The following is a 19,665-nucleotide window of genomic DNA, read 5'->3' as shown; positions in this document are numbered from 1 at the left end:
CCGGGGAGTGGGAGTCTTCTTTCCCCGGCTTCGCCGCGCAGACCCAGGTCGTGCCGACGGCAAGCGGTCCGGCTGACGGTGCTCGGTCGGCTATCGCGCCGGCTTCGCCCCGGTGACGGGTAGCGCGCCGCGGTCGGTGCTCAGCAGCAGGCCCGCGATGAGGTCGGTGAGATGTTCTCTGGTGGTGTCGAATTCGCCGCGCATCCAGGCGGCGACCAGCTCCAGGGTGCCGCTCACCACGCTGTAGGCGGTCATATCGGCGTCGAGTGGACCGGCGGGTTCGGCCACGAGTTCGCGGCCCACCGCCGACATGGCGCGGGCGATCGCGTGCTGGGTGGACAGGCGCGCGGCCTGGAGTGCCTCGGTGCTGTGCGCGTTGAGCAGCAGGGCTGGTCGGCGGGGGTCGGCGAGCAGGAATCCGAGCGACGCGTCCGCTGCCGCGCGCACCTGACGGTCGATGTCCGGGGCGGCGTGGTGGGTGGCGGTGACCACCGCGGCGATGCCGAGGGCGGTGTGCTCCTCGACCAGTGCGGTGAGCAGGGCGTCGCGGTCGGTGAATTGCTCGTAGAAGTAGCGATCGTTGAGCCGGGCCTTGACGCAGACCGCCCGTTTGGTGACAGCGGGCGCCCCACCCTCGGCGAGCAGGTCGAGCGCGGCATCGAACAGTGCGCCACGGCGACGGGATCGGCGTTCATCCGCGGCCACGCCACCGTAGACGCGCGACGGCGTCGCGCCATCGGAGTCCTTGTGCATGGCCGCCTTTCCCTACCTCGGGCGTCAGCGTAGTCCACCGGCACTCTTGACCATCCACCAGTTCTGGTGCACTCTGACACCAGACTAGTTTGTGGTGCCGTCCTGCACCAGAACTGGCGGCGGAACAAAGGAGTTCACCGATGACCTGTCCTGTGCCACATCCAGACCCCCGCTCGGTCGATACCACCCCGGCCTTATCGGGCGAATCCCGCAGCGCCGTCGCACGATTCGAACGTGTCGGCGGATCGGTCCTCTTCGGTTTGTTCGGTGTCGGTTTGTTCGACCAGCCGATGCTGCCCCCGGTGTCGGCCGCGCTCGAGGCCACCGGACGTTCGCGGTACCAGCCGTGGGCGCGGGCGGTGCGCACCGCGGCGGCAGATCAGCTGATCTACCACGGCGAAGACGCCGATCGGGACGCCGAGTCGCAGCGTCTGATGCTCCTGCACCGCGACGTCAAAGGCGTCGGCCCGGATGGCGAACGATATTCGGCGCTCAACCCGCGGGCGTGGAACTGGATCCTCTACTCCACCTTCTTCGTTCAGCGCGGCGCCTACCTGGCATTGACCGGCGACACCCCGTCGGCGGCAACGGACCAGGCCATCTGGGACCACTACCGCACCAAGACGCGCGGCCTGCACCTGCCCGGCAACTCGCAGCCGATCGCGAACTACGCGGACCTGACCGCCCACTACGACAGCATGATCGCCGAACTATGCGCGACCTCGGCCCTCGAGGCCGCCACCAGCTCCGTCCGGCAGTCCCCGCGCCCGGACTTCCTCCCCGCCGTCGTCACCCCGCTCTGGCGGCTGAGCGCACCCACTCTCGGCTATCTGGCGATGATCCTCGGATGCGGCATCATGCACCCCGACGTGCGTGCCAAAATGCCGATCACCTGGACCGCCCGCCACGACCGCCGGTTCCGAGTCCTCACCACCGCCCTGCGTGTCGCCTACAACCGGCTCCCCGCCACCCTCACCGATTCTCCGATGGCCCGCAACCGGCGCAAATACGAACGCCTGGTCGGCCGCTACCGCAAGGTCGGCCTCACGTCGTTCGCACCCGATACCGGCAACTGACCTGGCTGTCGGCTGCTGGCATGCCGCAGTACCACCGGCCCGGTTCAGCGTGTTCGGTGCAGGACGACAATCGGCACCGTGCGGGTGCCGATCAGGAGCGCAGCTACCAGCAGTGCTGGAATCCCGTACCCGCGCAACACAAACAGACGTAGCAGTCGACGACGTTCGGTACCGGTGACAATCCGGGCGAGCATCGTCTGAGTGAGCCCGTCGGCGGTGACGGCGACTCGCGGATCCGCGGATATGTTGTAGTACCAGCCGGGCTGATGCCGCGAGCCCGCGTTGGTGCCGATGACCACATACCCGTCCTCGGTTCGACTGTAGTGCGACAGGATCACCGACCGCGCGCGTCCCGAGCGTCTGCCGATGGTGGCCAGCTCCAGGATTCCGACCTGGCCGACGCGCAGTCGGCCACCTCGAGATCGAAACTGCTTGCCCACGATGGCGTCCATCGCGTAAGACGTCATCCGTGCGAACCGCATCGATGTGCCACTCACCGCGCTGAGCCTAGCCGGACGACGTGCGAGCGAAACGGAGGAGCCCTATCCGGCCTCGGTAGGAGACCAATTCGGTTCGTTGGCCACTGGTTTCGGCGCGGAAACCATACAGTGCTACGTGCTAGTGTGGCGCGCATGCCTGATGGTGAAGTTGACGACGAAGGTCCGTCTAGATTGCTCCGCGGTGCGGCGCGTGACGGGGTGGGCATGTGCTGACCGCGTTGAGCGTGGTTCTCGGAGTGGTTGTAGTTCTGTTGATCACCGCGGTGACCGGGTATTTCGTTGCCCAGGAATTCGCGTATATGGCGGTGGATCGGTCCCGGCTCGCCGCGCGCGCCGAGGCCGGTGATGCGGCGGCGGGCCGTGCGCTCGCGGTGACGCGGCGGACGTCGTTCATGCTCTCGGGCGCCCAGTTGGGGATCACGGTGACCGGGCTGCTAGTCGGTTATGTGGCCGAACCGCTGATCGGTCGTGGCCTCGGGGAGATGTTCGGCGGGATCGGCATTCCGACCGCGGTCGGCATCGGTGTCGGCACGGTACTGGCGATCGTGTTCTCGACGCTGGTGCAGATGCTGTTCGGTGAGTTGTTCCCGAAGAACCTCGCCATCGCGCGCCCCGAACCGGTGGCGCGCTGGTTGGCCCGCTCGACCACCTTGTATCTGCGGGTATTCGGTTGGCTGATCTGGCTTTTCGACCAATCATCGAATGTCCTGTTGCGCGCGTTGCGGATCGAGCCGGTCCACGACGTGGAACATTCGGCCACCCCCCGCGACCTCGAACACATCGTGGCCGCTTCCCGTGACGCGGGCGAACTGCCGCGTGAGTTGTCGATGCTGCTGGATCGGATGCTCGATTTCCCTTCCGCCACTGCCGAACACGCGATGATCCCGCGTTCGCAGGTCGACCTGGTCAATGTCGAGGAGCCGGTCGCGACGGTGCTCGCTCGCATGAGTACCGGACACACCCGCTACCCCGTCGTCGGACATTCCAGCGACGATATTCTCGGCACCATCGAACTGCATGACCTGCTCGGCGGTGAACCGACCGGCACCGCGGGCGACCATATGCGGCCCGCGGTACTGGTGCCGGAGTCACTGGCGCTGCCCGAGGTCGTTGCCCGGCTCAGCACGGCGCGGCAGGAGATGGCGCTCGTCGTCGACGAATACGGCGGTTTCGCCGGGATCGTGACGATCGAGGACATCGCCGAAGAGCTCGTCGGTGAGATCGCCGATGAACACGACTCCGGCACGACCCCGGAAATCGTCGCGGTAGAAGATGGTTGGCTCATGCCGGGCGACATCCACCTCGACGAGGTCGAGCGGGTGATCGGAGTGGACCTGCCCGCAGGCGACTTCGAGACCATTGCCGGACTGATCATCAACACTTACGGCGGACTGCCGGAGGTAGGTGACCGGGTCGAGGTCGCGATTCCTCGCCGCGGCGCGGACTACATCGCCGAACGGCCGGGGCCGGCCCGAACGGTGGCGGCCGAGGTCAGAGCGATCGGCAAGCATGTGCCGTCGTCGGTGTGGTTGACCGTGCGCACCGAACAGACAGGCGGCAATGATGAGTAACCCGTGGGTGGTCGCCGCTGTCACGATCGTCCTGATCGCTTCCAGTGCGTTCTTCGTGGCTGTCGAGTTCGCGCTGATCGCGGCCCGTCGGCACCGGCTAGAGGATGCCGCACCGAAGAGTCGTGCCGCGCGTGCGGCATTGCGGAGTTCGGCGGAGTTGCCGGTGCTGCTGGCGGGTTCCCAGCTCGGTATCACGGTCTGCACCCTTGCCTTGGGTGCGGTCACCAAACCTGCTGTGCACCACTGGATCACCCCGCTCATCGAGCACCTGGGTGCCCCGCTGTGGGTGGCCGATGCGGCCGGGTTCGTGCTCGCGCTGATCGTGGTGACATTCCTGCACCTGGTGGTCGGCGAGATGGCACCCAAGTCGTGGGCCATCGCGCACCCGGAGAAATCGGCGACAATGCTGGCCATTCCGATGCGCGCGTTCATGGCGGTGACGCGGCCGCTGCTCACCGCGTTGAACCATGCCGCCAACTGGTGCCTGCGCAGGGTCGGTGTCACGCCGGTCGACGAGGTCGACGCGGGTCAGGACTCGGCCGCGTTGCGCCACCTGGTCGAGCATTCCGCGACCGCGGGCACCCTCGATGAACGCTATCACGGAAACCTCACCAGCGCACTGGAACTCGAACAGCTCACCGTCGGTGACATCACCGCGCCGAATCCCATGCCGAGCGCGGTAGCACCCACCGCCGGGATCCGCGACATCCAGGACATGTCGAGGGAGACCGGTCACCTGCGGTTGCTGGTGCGTGACGGGACCGACGTCCTCGGTGTGGTTCACGTGCGTGACAGTCTCACCGCCCTGCCGCGGACGGCTGCCGACGAACTGATGCGGCCGGTGCTGCGGTTCGGTTCGAGCGTCCCGGTGTACGAGGCGCTGCGTGTCATGCGCGAATCCCGCAGCCACCTCGCGCTGGTCACCGCCGCCGACGCCGGAACGGCGATCGTCGGTCTGGTCACCATCACCGACGTCCTGCAACGGCTGCTCCCTGCGGCTGCGGGCACAGACACGAAATACTAGGTAGAACAAGCAGGGTCACCACGACGAAGGGACGAAATCATGGGTGTCGACTTGCGATGGGCAACGAAGGTGTCGCCGTGACATCCCGATTGGTCTGTGCGCAGCGCAGCCATCGTGGGCTGGTCCGCGCGGCGAACGAGGACAGCTTCCACGCGGGGGCGAGGGTGCTCGCACTCGCCGACGGGATGGGCGGTCACTCGGCAGGCGAAGTCGCTTCAGCGTTGATGATCGCCGCACTGGCACCGCTCGAACAAACGGGTGACGGTGATCTCCTGCTACGGCTGGAACATGCGGTGCTGGAAGGCAACACGGCGATAGCTGAGCATGCCACCCGCAATCCGGAGACGGCGGGTATGGGCACCACACTCACCGCGATCTTGTTCGACGGCACCGCCTTCGGGCTCGTACATGTCGGCGACTCCCGTGCCTACCGGCTGCGTGGCAGTCACCTGTCGCAGCTCACCCACGACGACACCTTCGTCCAGTCCCTGGTGGACGCCGGCCACATCACCGCCGAGCAGGCGCGAACGCATCCGCGACGTTCGTTGATCATGCGCGCGTTGACCGGTGCGGCGGTGACCCCTGCCCTCGTAAATGGAAACGCCGAGATCGGCGATCGGTTTCTGCTGTGTTCGGATGGATTGTCGGATGTGGTCGGACCCGAGCAGATCGAAACGACCATGGCCGGCGCACGCACCGTCGACGCGTGCGCCGACCAGCTGATCGACCTTGCTCTGGCAGGTGGGGGACCGGACAACGTCACTGTCGTCGTCGCCGATCTCGTTGCCGCCACCCGAACCGAGTCATGAAGGCTGTGCTGCCGCACCGAACCACAACAGTTACGCTGATGGACGCCATGACCAGGTGAACGGCAGCGTGGAAAGAGGGCGCCGAGATGACCGAAGCGCCGATCCGGATCGGTGACCTGGCCAACCGCGCCGAGGTCTCGACTCGAACAGTCGACTACTACACCAGCCTCGGCCTGCTGAACCCGGCCGAACGCACCACCGGGAATTTCAGGCTCTACGATCCGGCAGACACCGAGCGGATCCAGCTCATCAAAAGTTTGGAAGCCCAGGGCATCCCGCTGGAGGAGATCGCGACCGCTTTCGCCTCGCGTACCGCGGACGTGGGGCCGATCCTCGAGCGCATCGACGACGACCTGAAGTCCTTCCAGGCTGTGGCCGAGTCTGCCCCGGAAGCGATGCAGGGCCTGCTCGGGGTCATCGCGACTCGCGTGCACACCCTCATCTACATCGCGCTCCAGATTCCTCCGGACATCCCCATCCTCTGACCGCGCGGGGGTCGCCGAGCGTCGCGGAGTGCGGGCATGAGACGAGCCCGCATGCCGAGGATGAAACTCGACATGCGGGCTCGGACGAACCGGATTCCTCAGAGGCCCAGGTTGATGGCGATGCTGAAGAAGTCGCCGCCGAATGCGTAGATGTCGTTGAAGAACTGAGTGAGTCCGGAAAGCATGATGGTTGATCCTTTGCTTCGTGTTTCTGGTGGAGATGCACCGTGGATCGGCGCAACACCACAGTGGCATCCCGAGTCGGTCCGATGACCAGATGGGCACGGTGTTTTCGCAGGTAGGAGGCGGTAAACAAGCATTCCGTTCCGGATGGAACACCGGTGTTCAGGCGGACGATCGGGCTCGGAATCAGGGCGCGCAGGCGTCGCTGAACTCGTTGCTCCACTGCGGCAGTTCCGCGTCGAGGACGGTGCCGCGACTTGCCGTGCAGACTCGCCGCGCCGCCGCCACCGCGTCGGTGCTCCACCAGCGCAGCACCGCGTTCTCCCCGCCGGCGCCGAGCATGCCGCGTGGATTGAAGGCCACCCGCCATCGGACGATGCCGGTCGGGGCGAGGGAACCACCGATGGGGTTCGGTGCTGTCGGATCGGCCACCGACCAGAGCCGGACCGTCTGATCGTCGGCACCGCTGGCCAGCAGCTGCGAGGTCGGGTCGAAGCTCACCGAGCGGATCGTGCTCGTGTGTCCGCTCAACTCGGCGATGGTGTCGACCCGATCTCCGGCGATGTGCAGGACGCGCACGATCTGGTCGTCCCCGGCGGTGGCGAGCAACGTGCCATCGGCGCTGATCGACAAGGCGTTCACCGGTCCGCCGCTCTCGGCGACCGCCGTGGAGGTACCGGCACCACCGTTGAGCGCCCAGCGGTGTACCCGCCTATCGGCCGATGCCGCGAACAACGTGGATCCGTCAGGGCTGAACAGGGCGGCGTTCACCCAGCCTGTCGGTCCGGTCAACGGCGTGGGGCCTGCCACCGGGCGTGCGCGATCGGTGAGGTCCCAGACCTGCATGCTGGTGTCGTCGTAGGCGGTGACCAGGCGTCTGGAATCCGGCGCGAACGCCAGTGCGTGGGCGTATCTGGCCCGGGGGATCGACAAGGTGGTCAGCGCGGTGGGAGCGGTGGGGCGCGTGGTGTCGAACAGGACCACATCACCGGTGTCGAGGAAGGTCACGGCCAGCGTCCGCCCGTCCGGGGCGAGGGCGACGTTCTCCACCCGTACATCGTCGTCGAGCGGCAGCACCGTCGACAGCAGCTGTGGCGTCGATCCGGTGGTGTCCCAGAGCAGCACCTGCCCGTCCCAGGATCCGGTGGCCATCAACAGGCCGGACGCGTCGTAGCTCGGCGCCTGCACCAGTCTGGTGTGGCCGGTGACCACGGCCGCAGACAGGGTCCAGACCTGCAGATTGCCTGCCTGCCCGCCGGTGAGGACCGCGGAATCGTCGAGGAAGGTCACTGTCGCCAGCGGTCCACGGCTGCCGTTCAGCGACTGTCCGACCCCCACGGGGTTGCCGACGTCGGTGACGCTCCACAGTTCGGCGGTGCCGTCGCGGGCCGCGGTGGCCAGCGTGCGGCTGTCGGGGGAGAAGGCCAGCGACCACACCGCGGCGGTGTGCGCCTCGATCGGCGCGCTCGTCGCTACGACGTGGTCGCGCTCGCGCAGCGACCACAGCCGAAAGGTCTGATCGTCGCTGCCGGTGGCCAGCATCGTCCCATCCGGGCTGACGGCGACAGCGTGGATGGCCAGCGCTTGCCCGGTCAGTGGGTCGCCGAGTTGGTGCGCGCGGTCCGGATCGGTGGTCTCCCATATCCGTGCGGTGCGGTCGTCGCTCCCGCTGATCAGCGTGTTGCCGTCCGGTGTGAAGGCCACGGTGCGGACCGAGCCGCCGTGTCCGGTCAGTACTCGGGTGGTTCCGGTCGACAGATCGTGGAGGCGGACCGTGCGGTCGTCACCTGCCGTTGCCAGCCACCGGCCGTCCGGCCGGATCGCCACCGCGTAGGCGGTGCCGCGGTGACCGAGGTCGAGATCGGGCAGCGCGACCGGATGTTCGACATCGGTGAGGTTCCAGCGGTGCACCAGGCCGGCGGCCCCGGTCGCGTACACCGTGCGATCGTCGGGCGCGAAGGCCACCGAGGCGACCCACGACGCGGTACGCAAAGGCGCACCGAGGGGAACGAGCCCGTGTTCGGCGCTGCGGCGCCACAGCCGGACCGTGTTGTCGTAGCCGGCCGAGGCCACGATGCCGGTGCCCGACTGCGCGGACGTGTAGATCGCGCCCTCGTGCGCGGGGACGGTCGCTGCCAGCGGCGACGACTGGGAGGCGAGCAGCAGGCCGCGTGCGTGCGCATCGCCCGGCCGCTCCGCCTCCGAGACCACCGCGAGCTGGGCCGATTCGGTCGAATCCACGGCCCGGTCGCGCTGGGACGCCGCGACGAGCGCCGCGTACTGCGCGTCGGCGCGTTCGCGTTCGGCACGTTGGCTCTGGCGCGTCGACACCACCGCGAGCACCGAGGTCACCAGCGCCGCGATCACCAGCACGAGTGCCAGCACCCGTTTGGCCAGCACTTGCCGTCGCCGCCCGGCCGCGGACGCGTCGAGGAATTCGTTGCCCTGTGCCGACAGGGCATGGGGTGTGCGGGTGCGCAACTCGCTCGCCACCGTCAGGCGACCGCCCTGGTAGAGCAGGGCCGGGTCTTTGCCCGCGTCCGCCCATTCCTCGACATCGGTCTGGAGCCGATGCCTGATGATCGCGTCCTCGCGGTCTTCGTCGACCCATTCGGCCAGCCGTGGCCAGGCCCCGATCACCGCGTCGTGGGCCAGCGAGGTGCCGTAGGCGTCCTGGGTGATGATCCTGGCCTCGGCCAGTGCGTTCAGGACCAGGGCGGCCGATTCCGGATCGCCGCAGCGACGCACGAGGGTGTCGCGATCGACGTGTCGACCCACCGACGTCCCGTCCGCCACCGGGGTGACCAAGTGCAACAGGATAGTTCGTGTGGTGTCGCGTTCCTGGGGACCGAACGACTCCCACTGCTGCTCGGCGCTGGCGGCGATCGCACCACGCACTCCGCCCGCCTGTTCGTAGGCCCGCACCGACATCACCTCGGCGTCGCGGAACTGCCAGGTACTGCGCAGGGCGTGGGCGAGCAGGGGGAACGTCCCCGCCCGGATCACGGTGGTGCTGCCGCGGATGCCGAGGTCGGCCAGCATCAACTCCACGAGCCCGTCGCCGATGCTGAGTCCCTGTGTCTTCGCCGGTTCCACGATGGCCGCGGTCAAGGCCTGCGCGGTCGGCGGGCCGAGCACCATCTGGTTGGTCTCGAGCAGCGTCGCCAACGCCGGGTGCCGAGAAGCGTGTGTGTAGAAGTCGGCGCGCAGTGCCATGATCACACCGGCGCATCGGCCTGGCCGCACGGGTCCGGGGACGGACATGTCGCGGAGAACGTCCAGGTACCGGTCGGCGGCCTGGTCGTCGAAGGGCGGCAGGAACAGTTCCTCGCACTGGTCAACGGCCAGCACATAGGGTTTCTCGGCGGCTCGCTCGTGCGCCCAGGATTCGAGGTCGTCGCCGGGTACCGAGGACGGTGTCACCAGCAGTACGTCGAACTCGTCGCGGATTCGGGCGGCGAACCCAGCCTGCAGCAGCGACGACTTCCCGACACCCGAGTCGCCGACGAGCACCAGTGGATCACCGGTGCCGAGGTTCTCGGCGAACCACGTCTGCATCGCCTCGACCTGGCTGTCGCGGCCCGCGAAGTACTCCGCGTCGCTGATGGTCAGCGCGGCCAGCCCCGGATACGGACAGATCGTCGATATCGTCGGCCGGTTGCCGGAAGGTTCCTGCTGCGCGCGTGACCACAGCTTCCGCCACGCGGTCATCGAGTACAAACCGGGCAGCTCGGGTTCGGGCCGGTGCAGTCGCGCCGGGGGAATGAGCACACTCAGCACCGCCGAGAGGCCGTCGAACTTCGCGGGCACGCTCTTGCCGAGCCGCCAGTCCGAAATCCGCTGCACGCTGACCTCGCGACCACGCGGATTGCGCGCCCGGATCTCCCGGGTTGCCCGGGCGCTGACCGCCTTCAACGGCGGTGCCCCGGCAGCGGAGTAGAGCAGGTCCAAACGATGCGCCAGGTCGGCGCGGGTGGTGCTCACCGCTGCTCACTCCCATTTGAAACGCGACTGTGTCTGTTGCCTCCAGGTCGATGCTACGGATTTGCTGGATGCTGCGGTATGCGGTGACCGTCACAGAGGAATCGGATCCACACCAGCGGAGACAGTGGCGAGCCTCAGCTGATGGTGCCGACGTAGCCGATGATGGTGCTGCGCGCCGAGTTCCAGGCCGCAGACGCGGCGTCGGCGAATTCACCGTGCCCGGTACCGCGCAGGATTTGTACGTCGGCGATGCCGCCCGCGCGCGTGACGGCTTCGACGTAGCGGTGGCTCTGGATCGGTGCCACGACTCGGTCGTTTTCGCCGTGTATCGCGGTGATGTGGGTGCCGTCCGGCGGGAGGTGGTGGATGGGGGAGGCGTACCGATACCGGTCGGGTACCTCCGTGGGTGTACCGCCGAGGAGTTTCGGGACGAACGAGTCACGGCCTTCGGTGACAGCCAGATCCAGGTCGAGTACCGCGGCCATGAGGGTGAGGCTGCGGATGCGAATGGCGGGATGCTTCGGTGCTTCGGCCGATCGGTGTCCGGCGGCCCAGGCGGCGAGGTGACCACCGGCCGAGTGCCCGGCAAGGTGCACCCGCTGTAGGTCGAGAAGGTTACCGAGGCGTGGTGCGACGATTTCGGCCAGCGCGTCGACGGCAGCGGCGACATCGGTGAGCGTGACCGGCCACCCACCGCCGCCGTTCACTCGGCGGTATTCGATGTTCCACACCGCGACGCCGTCGCCGGTCAGCGCACGGGCATGGGCGTCGAACTGCGCGAGGGTCCGGTTCTGCGCCCATCCGCCGCCGTGGATCACAACCACCACGGGCAGACGGGTATTCGATGTCGGTGGCAGATAGAGGTCGCCGAAAGTCTCCGGTGAATCCCCGTAGGTGATGCGCATCGGGGTCGGTGGCATCGCCGCGGCCTCCGCGGCGATCGTCTCTGCCGGTACGGACAGCTCAGCGGCGCGATAACCGAGACCGAGGGTGAGTACCGCAAGCATCACGAGAGTGACACAGCGACGCATTCGGCCACGTGCCACCGGCAGACCTCCTCGTGATCGCCTCTCGGACCTGCACCGTACCGCGCCAACCGTCTGCCGAAGGTGACGCGAAGCAGCCTCACCACCACCCGAGTATCGGTTGCAGCTCCCGCCCGAGTGCTCCGGCCAGGGATCGGGAGTAGCTCGCGGTGAGGTGGTGTTCGTCGTGATAGATCAGGATGTTGCCCTCCGCCACCGCGCACAGCGTGGGTTCGCAGACCGCGTCCGTCAGGTCGATCGGGAAGACGCTGGGAAACGCGGAGGCCGGTTCCAGTCCTGGGTTGATCGGGTCGAGCGCGTCCTCGCGGCGCATGCCGCAGCTGCTGCGGTTCCCGCCGCCCGCCAAACAGTCGGTGGCCTTGTATCGGACGGTTCCGCGGCGCAGCCATGGCGTGTCACGGATGGCGACCACATTGAGACCGCGGTCGGACAGCGCTGCCCATACGTCGAGATAGTCGGCGGGCGTCTCGTCGCCACCCTCGTCGCGGGGACGGGTACCGGTGGTGAACACCCAGTCGGGGCGGTCGGCGTCGAGGCGGTCGATCACGTCGGCCGACCAGTCCCGGCAATCCGGGATGGGCTCGCCCTTGTACATGGCGTCCTCGGCAAGTGTGAGCGGGCAACCCATCTTCAGATACACCTGGATGCGGAACGGGTTTTCGGCGGCCAGCACCTGGAGCGCGGGCAGCCAATGCTCGGCATGGGAGCTGCCGACCAGCGCCAGTGTCCGATCGGCATCCGGGTCACCATAGGTGCAGGTGACGATGTCGCTGGTGTCCCAGTCCGCGATACACCCGTCCGCCGTGGGCGGGGGGACTTCGGTGGGTGCTTCGAAGACGGAGGGTCGCATCGGCTCGTCCGGTGTCACAGCGCCGGAGGCCAACGCTTCGGCACCCGGGTACTTCGCCGGGTCGAGTTCGCCGACGGCGACCGGTGGATTGACGCTGACAACAGCGAACTGCCAGCCGGTGGTGACGGTGACGGTCGCCACCAGCAACACCCCGACCGCGGACGCGGCCAGGTGACGAGATCGTGGGTGACCGAGATCGTCGGCGCGCGTAGTGCGCTGGCGCAGTGGCTCTTCGATCCAGCGGTGCGTCAGCCAGGCCAGCACAACCGACAGCCCGATCACCGCGATGCCGCCCACCAGCCCGGCGTTGGTGTTTCCGCGTTCGGCGAGAAAGAAGATCAGGATGGGCCAATGCCACAGGTACAGGGGGTAGGCGATATCGCCGAGCCACCGCATGGCCGGATGAGCCAGTAGCCGGTTGGGCAGCGGCCAGTCGTCGAACAGCAGGTGCGTCGCCGAAAGGATGACAGCCGCTGTCGCGAAGACAGGCAGCAGGGCCGCGGGCCCGGGGAACCGGTTGGCGCCGTCGATGATGAGCCACCCGCACAGCACCACGCCGAGCACACCGAACACCGACAGCGCGACGCGCAGTTGGCGCCACGGCACCAGAGACGGTGCGACGACCGCGAGCCCGGCGCCGATCAGCAACTCCCACCCGCGGGCGAAGCTGTCGTAGTAGTTCCATCCCTGATTCGTCGCGGTGCCGTAGGCGGCGTAGCAGAACGAGGCCACCGACACCGCGACCACGACCCCGCCGATGGCCGGGCGAACCCGACCCGGTCGCGAGAGCCAAGCGCACAACCAGGCGGTAACGGCGACCGCCAGCAATGCGGCCAGGTAGAACTGCCCCTGCACCGACATCGACCACAGATGTTGCAGTGGGCTGACCGAAGGATCGGCGGCCAGGTAGTCCGACCACGTCAGGGCGAGCTGCCAGTTCTGGTAGTAGAACAGCGACGCCAGAACCTGCGCTGCCGCTGTCGACCATTGCGTGTACGGCAGTAACAACACCGTCGAGGCGACGACGGCGGCCAGCACGACCGCCATGGCGGGGACGAGGCGTCGGGCAGTGCGGCGCACGACCGACCACGCCCAGAACGGTTCCGGGGACTCTGCCCGGCGCAGCAGCAAGCCCGTGAAGAAGAACCCCGACAGCACCAGGAAGACGTCCACACCGCCGGAAACACGACCGAACCACACGTGAAAGACCACGACCAACGCGATCGCGAGCCCCCGCAAGCCGTCCAGATCGACGCGGTACTGCGACCCGCGACCGGCTCGCGTGGCGGTGGTGAGGCGCGGCTGCTCGGTCGAGTGCGTCGAATCGGCGTTCACACCGGTCACAGCCCCGAACTCCCCATCGGCATGCTCCGCTGAGGCATAGGCGAGCCGGAATCCCGGAGAACGGACGATGACGACGACATGACAACTCTCCTATCACGGTCGGCTCGATCAGGTCCATTCGTCGTCGTCGCCGCCGAGCCGGTGACTCCGGCGGGAATCAGCCGAGCTGTTCGCGGACGAATGCCGTGGCTTGGTCACGACTGTCGTTGAAGAAGTACGCGATATGGCCGTAGCTCAGCGCATTTCGGAACCCGGCGGCCGGGTCGCCGCCCTGGCAGACGCGGTCACCGGCGTGGCAGTAGTCGCGCAGGCGGTCGGCGAATTCCGTGAGCGCGCCGAGGCGCAGTGGACCGGTGCCGGACAGGGCGGGATCGAAGCTGCCGCGGTTGTAGGGTTCCGCGCCGTTGAACAGCGGGCTGCCGAACAGGGCGATGGCGTCGATGCGCGCGGCCGCCTGTTCGGTCAACGCTGTTCGCGCATCGAGGGTGTTGCCGATCACGCGCGCGCCTTGCGAGTAGCCGAGGAGCACCAGCCGCTGGTCAGGGCAAGCGGCGGCGGACGCGTTCAGCAGCGCGGTCAGGTTCTCCACACCGCGCACGGCGCTGTCCGGGTTCATCGAGGCCGGATATTCGAGTTCGGTCACCGTGGTGCGGCGACCGAATTCCTGGGCGATCCGCCCGCCCAGCGGAGTGAGCAGCAGGCTGCCGGACTGCGGTTCGAGGGTGCCACGAACGGTGACGACCCGGACCTCCGCGCAGCCGTCGGGGTGAGGGATCGGGTCGGCGGCCGCAGTCGGGACGGCGGGCAGCACCAGCGCTGCGGCGGCTGTTGCGGTCGCCTGCAGCAGGATTCGATATCGTCCACGCATCCGGCCACTGTATTGCGCCCGCAACCCGCACCCGGTGATTTCGAACCGTTCGGGCGCGACGTTGTGGTGGCGTCGAGGCGCGGGTCAGGCTGTCCCCAGGACGCTTTCGGGTGCCGGGGCGAAGGTCGACTCGACATGACGGATGAGGTCGTCAGGGGAGGCAGGGGAGGCGGCATAGCCGAGGTAGCCGTCGGGACGGACGAGGTAGGCCGCGCCGGGGGCGCAGTGGTATCGCCGGGCGAAGTCACCGTCGCTGTCGCGGATGACCGGGAGGGTCGTCGGGCCGACGGTGGCCTCCGGGCTCGCGACGAGGTAGCTGTCGAGGTGGTCGTCGGTCAGTTTCCGGAGCAGGCCGACGTGGCGTTCCAGGTCGGCGAGAGTGGCTGTGTCACAGGTGTTGTCGACGTAGCAGAGCAGAGTGTGGCCGGGGCCGGCGAGGAGAGGGAAGAGGCGGAAAGGGGACCTCACGCCGTCCCTGGTCAGCCTGATCGCGTCGGGAGCGCGGCTGCCGGCCGTGGGAGACGGTGCGCCGGTGGGGGATTCGGTGACGATGGGGCTGTCGCGGTAGTCGATCAGGAGCTGGGCCTCGCGGAGCAGGACGCGTTCGGGGTCAGATTCGCCTGCGCCGATCCCCTCGCGGGCATCGCGGACGGTGCGACCGACCACGTCCTCGCCGACCGGCCTGCGTTCGGCGTCGTAGCTGGCCAGCAACGACGGCGCGGCCACCTCCGCGACGGCCAGCGCGAGCTTCCACGCGAGGTTGTCGGCGTCCTGGATGCCGGTATTCATGCCCTGGGCACCGGTGGGCGGGTGGATGTGGGCGGCATCGCCCGCGACGAAAACCCGTCCCCGCCCGTAGGAGTCGACGATGCGATGGCTGATCCGGAAGACCGAGGACCAGCGCACATGCGAAGCGGTCACCGGTTCGGGCGCCAGCCGGTCGAGCACCGCCTGGATATCGGCCAGTCGCGGGCCGGGCCCGGTGCCGAGCCCGTGTTCGACCTTGTCGCCGCCGACGGAGGTGTCGGTCTCGAGTTCCGGGGGAACCCGCATCGACACCCGGTAGCGGTGGTGGCCGGGCAGCGGGACGCACACGAGCACGTCGTCGGTGACGCCGTTCGTCTGGTGCATCGACCGCACGTTGTAGCCGTGCGGCTGTGACCAGTCGAGTTCGACATCGGCGAGCATGTATTGCTCCGCGAAGGCCGCCCCCTCGAACGTCAGGCCCAGCGTCTTGCGGACGGTGCTGTGCGCGCCGTCGCAGCCCACCAGATACCGTGCCCGCACCGTGTGCTCACCCTCGGGTCCGGCGAGCACCGCATCGACGCCGTTCTCGTCCTGGGTGAACCCGACGAGCCGGACCCCGCGCTCGACGCGCGTGCTCAGCGACTCCAGATGCTGGTGCAGGATCCGCTCGGTCTCGTACTGGGGGAGTCCGAGGAACCCGAAAGGAATCTCGGGTGGCAGCTTCAGATCCATTCGGCCGGCCTCGACGCCGTTGATGTACACGATCTGACCACGCAACAGGATCCCGGCGTCGAGAACCTCCCGCAGGATGCCCATCGCCTCGAACAATTCCAGCGTGCGGGGCTGGATGCCGACCGCTTTCGCGTACTGCGGCGGATCCGACAGCGCGTCGATGATCCGGCACCGCACGCCGCGCCGGACCACGCCCACGGCGGCCGCCGACCCCACCGGACCTGCGCCGACGATCAGAACATCGGTATCGAACATGCGACATCACCTCGCGCTGGAAGCCCCCGCCTCATGTTGTCCGCTGATCGTACGCCCGGCGCCGACCCGCGGAATCCCTCGGACGAACGGGTCGCTGGGTCCTCCTCGCGCGCAGTGGATATCGGCATGTCCCGCAAGGTTGCACCCGGTGCCATCCAGCGAAGTACTGGGTACTGTACTCGGTGGTATGGTCGCTGCCGCGGTGCCTGCGACGATGCAGCCCGGGAAGGGCTCGAACATGGAACATCCGATCGAACGCCGCCAGTTCCTGCGTGCGGCCGGAGCGGGTCTGCTCGGCGCGATGCTGTGGGAATCGCAAGCCGCGGCGGCCCCCACCACGCCACCGGGAGTGCGAAGTCCGCTGCTGTTCCACTCCCCGGCGGTCGAGCCGTTCGTCGACGAGCTGCCGCGCCTGCCGGTGGTGCGAGGTGACCGGCTCGAACTCCTCGCCGAGACCACCACCCACCGGTTCCACCGTGATCTGCCGGAATCGCCCTCACTGGGCTACAACGGGATGAGCTACCTGGGCCCGACCATCGAGCATCCGGCGGGTACCCCACTGCGCCTGCGCTTCGCGAACAGGATGACCACCCACCCGCTCGCCGCCGACATGGACACCACCCTGCACGGCGTCGCCGAGAGCTTCCGCACCGCACCGCCGTCGTCGCTGCATCTGCACGGCGGGGTGACGCCACCCGGCAGCGACGGGCACCCGGAGCAACTCGTGTATCCCGGCGGTGACATCGACCATGACTTCCCGCTGGCTCAGGACACCGGCCACCTCTGGTATCACGACCACGCCATGGGCATCACCCGCGTGAACGTCTACGCCGGACTGGCCGGAATGCTGCTGCTCCGCGACGATTTCGACACCGGCGCACCCGGTAACCCGCTGGGTCTGCCCGCCGGCGAGTTCGAGGTGCCGCTGGTCCTGCAGGAGAAGCTGTTCACCGCCGACGGGCACCAGTCGGTCCGGTCGACGCCGGTGGTACCCGAAGGCGGCTGGGAAGGTGGAGCCGTCGGCGATATCGGCGTGGTCAACGGCAAGATCTGGCCGTATCTACCGGTCGCGCGTGGCCTCTACCGCTTCCGTGTGCTCAACGCGGCGTCGTTCAGTGTGTGGAATCTGTTCTTCGGCAACCGGATGCGGTTCTGGGTGATCGGCAACGATCACGGCCTGCTCGATGCGCCGGTCGCCGCCCACGAGCTGCGGTTGTCGCCGGGTGAACGGGTGGATCTGCTGGTGGACTTCGCCGAACTGGCCCCGGGCGAGACCGTCGAACTGTGCAACGACGAGGCGCCGGTCTTCCAGGCCGCGATCCTCGGCGAGGTCGCGATGCCGCGGTTCTGTCAGTTCCGGGTCAAGGACCGGCCGGGCTTCGCGGGTGGCGTGCCTGCCCGGTTGCGCGGCGAGGCCGGGCTGCCGCCGCTGCTGCCGCCGATCGAAACACCGACGGTGATCCGCAATGTCACCGTCAGCCAGCCCTACGAGCTGCGCGTGCCACCCGCGATCATGTCGCTGAACAATCTCACCTTCAGCAGTCCCGATATCGAGATGCCGCGCCAGGGCACCGTCGAGCAGTGGAACATCATCAACATCACGCCCGATCCGCACCCGATCCACCTGCACCTGGTCACCTTTCGCATTCTCGGCCGGACGCCGCTGCGCACCGTCGACTATCAGCTGGCCCATCCGCAGCCGCCCGTCGGGCAGAAATGGGTTCCGTCGGCAGAGGGATTCCTGGCGGGTCCGATGGTGCCGCCGCAGGCGTGGGAAGCAGGCCACAAGGACATCGTGCGCGTCGACGGCGGCACCGTCACCAGCATCATCGTGCGGTTCCCGACCGCGGCGGAACTCGGCTTCGACCCGGACGCACCGTTCCCGCGCCGGGTCGCGACCGAACGCGCGGGCGCGGAAACCCATACCGGTCACCGCGTGCTCGACCATGCCGGTGATCAGCACGATGACCTGCGCGGATACGTATGGCACTGCCACCTGCTCGACCACGAGGACCACGACATGATGCTGAAATATCGCATCGTGCCGTGACAGTTCCATACTTTCAGGTACGGAACACTGTTTGGAATAGTATGGTCGCTGTGATCGCAGTCAGCGAGTGGATGTCACATCAGGAGGCCGACAGTGGTCGATGCCGTCGAACGTCAGCTCGAGCACCTCCGCTCCGGGCCGCCGGTGAAGTGCCCCACCGCCTTTCGCTATTGGGAAGCGCGCGACACCCCGCTGGTGCGCCGGCTCGAGCGCGTCTTTACGACCGTGACCAGGCAGCGGCTGTTTCCCAGCGACGAGCAGGCGAGCGCGCTGTGCGAGGACCTGTTCACCGGTGACCCGGTAGCCGAACGGTTCGTCGCCGAGGTGATGCACGGCGAGATCGGGGCGAAAGCCGGGCGCAAGATGCTGGACACGGCACTGGCCGAGGGCATCGATGCGGTGCCGGACGCCCCGGAATCCATGCGCGCGTTGTTCGCCGAGTTCGAGACAGTGCCCGACTGGGTGGTGCCCGAACTGGTCGAGCAGGGCGCGGCCATCTGGCGGCGCTGGGGCACCATGCTGTTCAGCTTCGCCGGCGCCGAAACGCTCGAGATGTACACCGAGGCCGCGGTCGCGACGCCGCTGTCACTGGCGGGCGGCTACGCGGGCGACAGCGCCCTGCGCCGGTTCCTGGAGACCACCCGCTTCTGGATCGATGTCTCCGCCCGTGACGCGCTGCTCACCCCCGGTTCGGCGGGCCGGGCCACCGCGCTGAAGGTGCGGGTCATGCATGTCTCGGTGCGCGCGAAGGTCGCGGGCCACCCCGAATGGGACAACGAACGCTGGGGGCTGCCGATCAGCCAGACCTACCAGATGCTGACTCTGTTGGCAGGCAGCGTGACGCCCGGCCTCGGCCTCTGGGCGCTGGGTTATCAGACGACGCCATCGGAAATCCGTGCGCTGCTGCACTTTCAGAAGTACATGGGCCACCTGCTCGGCGTGCGGCTGCGCTGGTATCCGGAGACGGTCCTCGACGGACTGCGGGTGCTGGCGATGACCATCGCCTCGCGGTCTTACGACGCCGGGCAGCACGGTACGGAACTGATCGAGTCCTATCCGGCGGCCTTCGCTCCGCGCGACGGCCACCGTGGCCTGGCCCGGTGGCGCGAGAAATACAACTACCGGATCAATTCCGTGTACTCCGCGATGTACATGGCCCCCGGCACCCGCCGTCGCTACACCATGCCGCCCGCGTTCCCGTGGATCCTCATTCCGATCCTGCGCTTTCCACTGATCACCGCGATGGAGATCGTGCGCCGGATCTGCCCGCCGTTCGCGCGGGCGCACGAGAAGCTGATGCTCGTGCATCGCGAGAACTGGTATCGCGCCCAGATGCAAGGTCGCGAAGCGGCCTTCGACGCCAGCGGTGCCCTGCGCCGATGAACCCA

13 protein-coding genes and 1 pseudogene are annotated in these 19,665 nt (G+C 67.9%); 7 read left to right on the top strand and 7 right to left on the bottom strand.

Annotated features, from left to right (window positions below; genetic code table 11):
- Window positions 1-90 precede the first annotated feature (90 nt).
- Window positions 91-753 carry a TetR/AcrR family transcriptional regulator gene (locus ACFWO8_RS17315; RefSeq protein WP_378951473.1) on the bottom strand — a complete coding sequence of 221 codons (663 nt, stop codon included), beginning with the start codon at window positions 751-753 and terminating at the stop codon, window positions 91-93.
- A gap of 140 nt (window positions 754-893) precedes the next feature.
- Between ACFWO8_RS17315 and ACFWO8_RS17310 the strand changes: the two genes are divergently transcribed.
- Window positions 894-1,829 (top strand): oxygenase MpaB family protein, encoded by a 936-nt coding sequence (locus ACFWO8_RS17310; protein WP_378951470.1) that lies wholly within the window; start codon window positions 894-896, stop codon window positions 1,827-1,829.
- 44 nt (window positions 1,830-1,873) lie between these two features.
- On the opposite strand, the gene ACFWO8_RS17305 is transcribed toward ACFWO8_RS17310, so the two are convergent.
- Window positions 1,874-2,326 carry a nitroreductase/quinone reductase family protein gene (locus tag ACFWO8_RS17305; protein ID WP_378951467.1) on the bottom strand — a complete coding sequence of 151 codons (453 nt, stop codon included), beginning with the start codon at window positions 2,324-2,326 and terminating at the stop codon, window positions 1,874-1,876.
- Window positions 2,327-2,535: 209 nt separating this feature from the next.
- Here ACFWO8_RS17305 and ACFWO8_RS17300 point away from each other — a divergent pair, with 209 nt between their 5' ends.
- The 4 genes and pseudogenes from ACFWO8_RS17300 to ACFWO8_RS17285 all read left to right on the top strand — a co-directional run bounded on the left by ACFWO8_RS17300 (window position 2,536) and on the right by ACFWO8_RS17285 (window position 6,218).
- Window positions 2,536-3,900 (top strand): hemolysin family protein, encoded by a 1,365-nt coding sequence (locus ACFWO8_RS17300; protein ID WP_378951464.1) that lies wholly within the window; start codon window positions 2,536-2,538, stop codon window positions 3,898-3,900.
- The gene (locus tag ACFWO8_RS17295; protein WP_378951461.1) at window positions 3,893-4,924 is read left to right on the top strand and encodes a hemolysin family protein; all 1,032 of its coding nucleotides are present in this window, start codon (window positions 3,893-3,895) and stop codon (window positions 4,922-4,924) included. Before ACFWO8_RS17300 ends, ACFWO8_RS17295 begins: the two co-directional genes overlap by 8 nt.
- A 77-nt stretch (window positions 4,925-5,001) precedes the next feature.
- Window positions 5,002-5,709, top strand: a pseudogene (locus ACFWO8_RS17290) (PP2C family protein-serine/threonine phosphatase); the annotation flags it as partial.
- 110 nt (window positions 5,710-5,819) lie between these two features.
- Entirely contained in the window at window positions 5,820-6,218 is a 399-nt protein-coding gene (locus ACFWO8_RS17285) for a MerR family transcriptional regulator (RefSeq protein ID WP_378951458.1), read from the top strand.
- Window positions 6,219-6,587: 369 nt separating this feature from the next.
- Here ACFWO8_RS17285 and ACFWO8_RS17280 read toward each other — a convergent pair whose 3' ends face one another.
- The 5 genes from ACFWO8_RS17280 to ACFWO8_RS17260 form a co-directional block, all read right to left on the bottom strand.
- Window positions 6,588-10,385: a hypothetical protein gene (locus ACFWO8_RS17280; RefSeq protein ID WP_378951455.1), complete on the bottom strand. Its 3,798-nt coding sequence runs from the start codon at window positions 10,383-10,385 to the stop codon at window positions 6,588-6,590.
- A gap of 134 nt (window positions 10,386-10,519) precedes the next feature.
- Window positions 10,520-11,431, bottom strand: coding sequence for an alpha/beta hydrolase family protein (locus tag ACFWO8_RS17275; RefSeq protein WP_378951452.1), 912 nt, complete (start codon window positions 11,429-11,431; stop codon window positions 10,520-10,522).
- Between the two features lie 79 nt (window positions 11,432-11,510).
- Window positions 11,511-13,625 (bottom strand): acyltransferase family protein, encoded by a 2,115-nt coding sequence (locus ACFWO8_RS17270; protein ID WP_378951449.1) that lies wholly within the window; start codon window positions 13,623-13,625, stop codon window positions 11,511-11,513.
- A 157-nt stretch (window positions 13,626-13,782) separates the two neighbouring features.
- Window positions 13,783-14,493 carry a cutinase family protein gene (locus tag ACFWO8_RS17265; RefSeq protein ID WP_378951446.1) on the bottom strand — a complete coding sequence of 237 codons (711 nt, stop codon included), beginning with the start codon at window positions 14,491-14,493 and terminating at the stop codon, window positions 13,783-13,785.
- Between the two features lie 84 nt (window positions 14,494-14,577).
- Window positions 14,578-16,227, bottom strand: coding sequence for an FAD-dependent monooxygenase (locus ACFWO8_RS17260; RefSeq protein WP_378951443.1), 1,650 nt, complete (start codon window positions 16,225-16,227; stop codon window positions 14,578-14,580).
- A gap of 238 nt (window positions 16,228-16,465) precedes the next feature.
- Here ACFWO8_RS17260 and ACFWO8_RS17255 point away from each other — a divergent pair, with 238 nt between their 5' ends.
- Together ACFWO8_RS17255 and ACFWO8_RS17250 are read left to right on the top strand one after the other, a co-directional pair.
- A complete protein-coding gene (locus ACFWO8_RS17255) occupies window positions 16,466-18,277 on the top strand; it encodes a multicopper oxidase family protein (RefSeq protein WP_378951440.1) in 1,812 nt (603 codons plus the stop codon).
- A gap of 93 nt (window positions 18,278-18,370) precedes the next feature.
- Complete coding sequence (locus tag ACFWO8_RS17250; protein WP_378951437.1) at window positions 18,371-19,660, top strand: oxygenase MpaB family protein; 1,290 nt, start codon at window positions 18,371-18,373, stop codon at window positions 19,658-19,660.
- Window positions 19,661-19,665: the final 5 nt, after the last annotated feature.

Origin of the sequence: Nocardia sp. NPDC058480 (genome assembly GCF_042720495.1) — a bacterium.
In the GTDB taxonomy this organism is placed as follows: Bacteria; Actinomycetota; Actinomycetes; order Mycobacteriales; family Mycobacteriaceae; genus Nocardia.
This window is presented reverse-complemented; position numbering and strand designations above follow the sequence as displayed.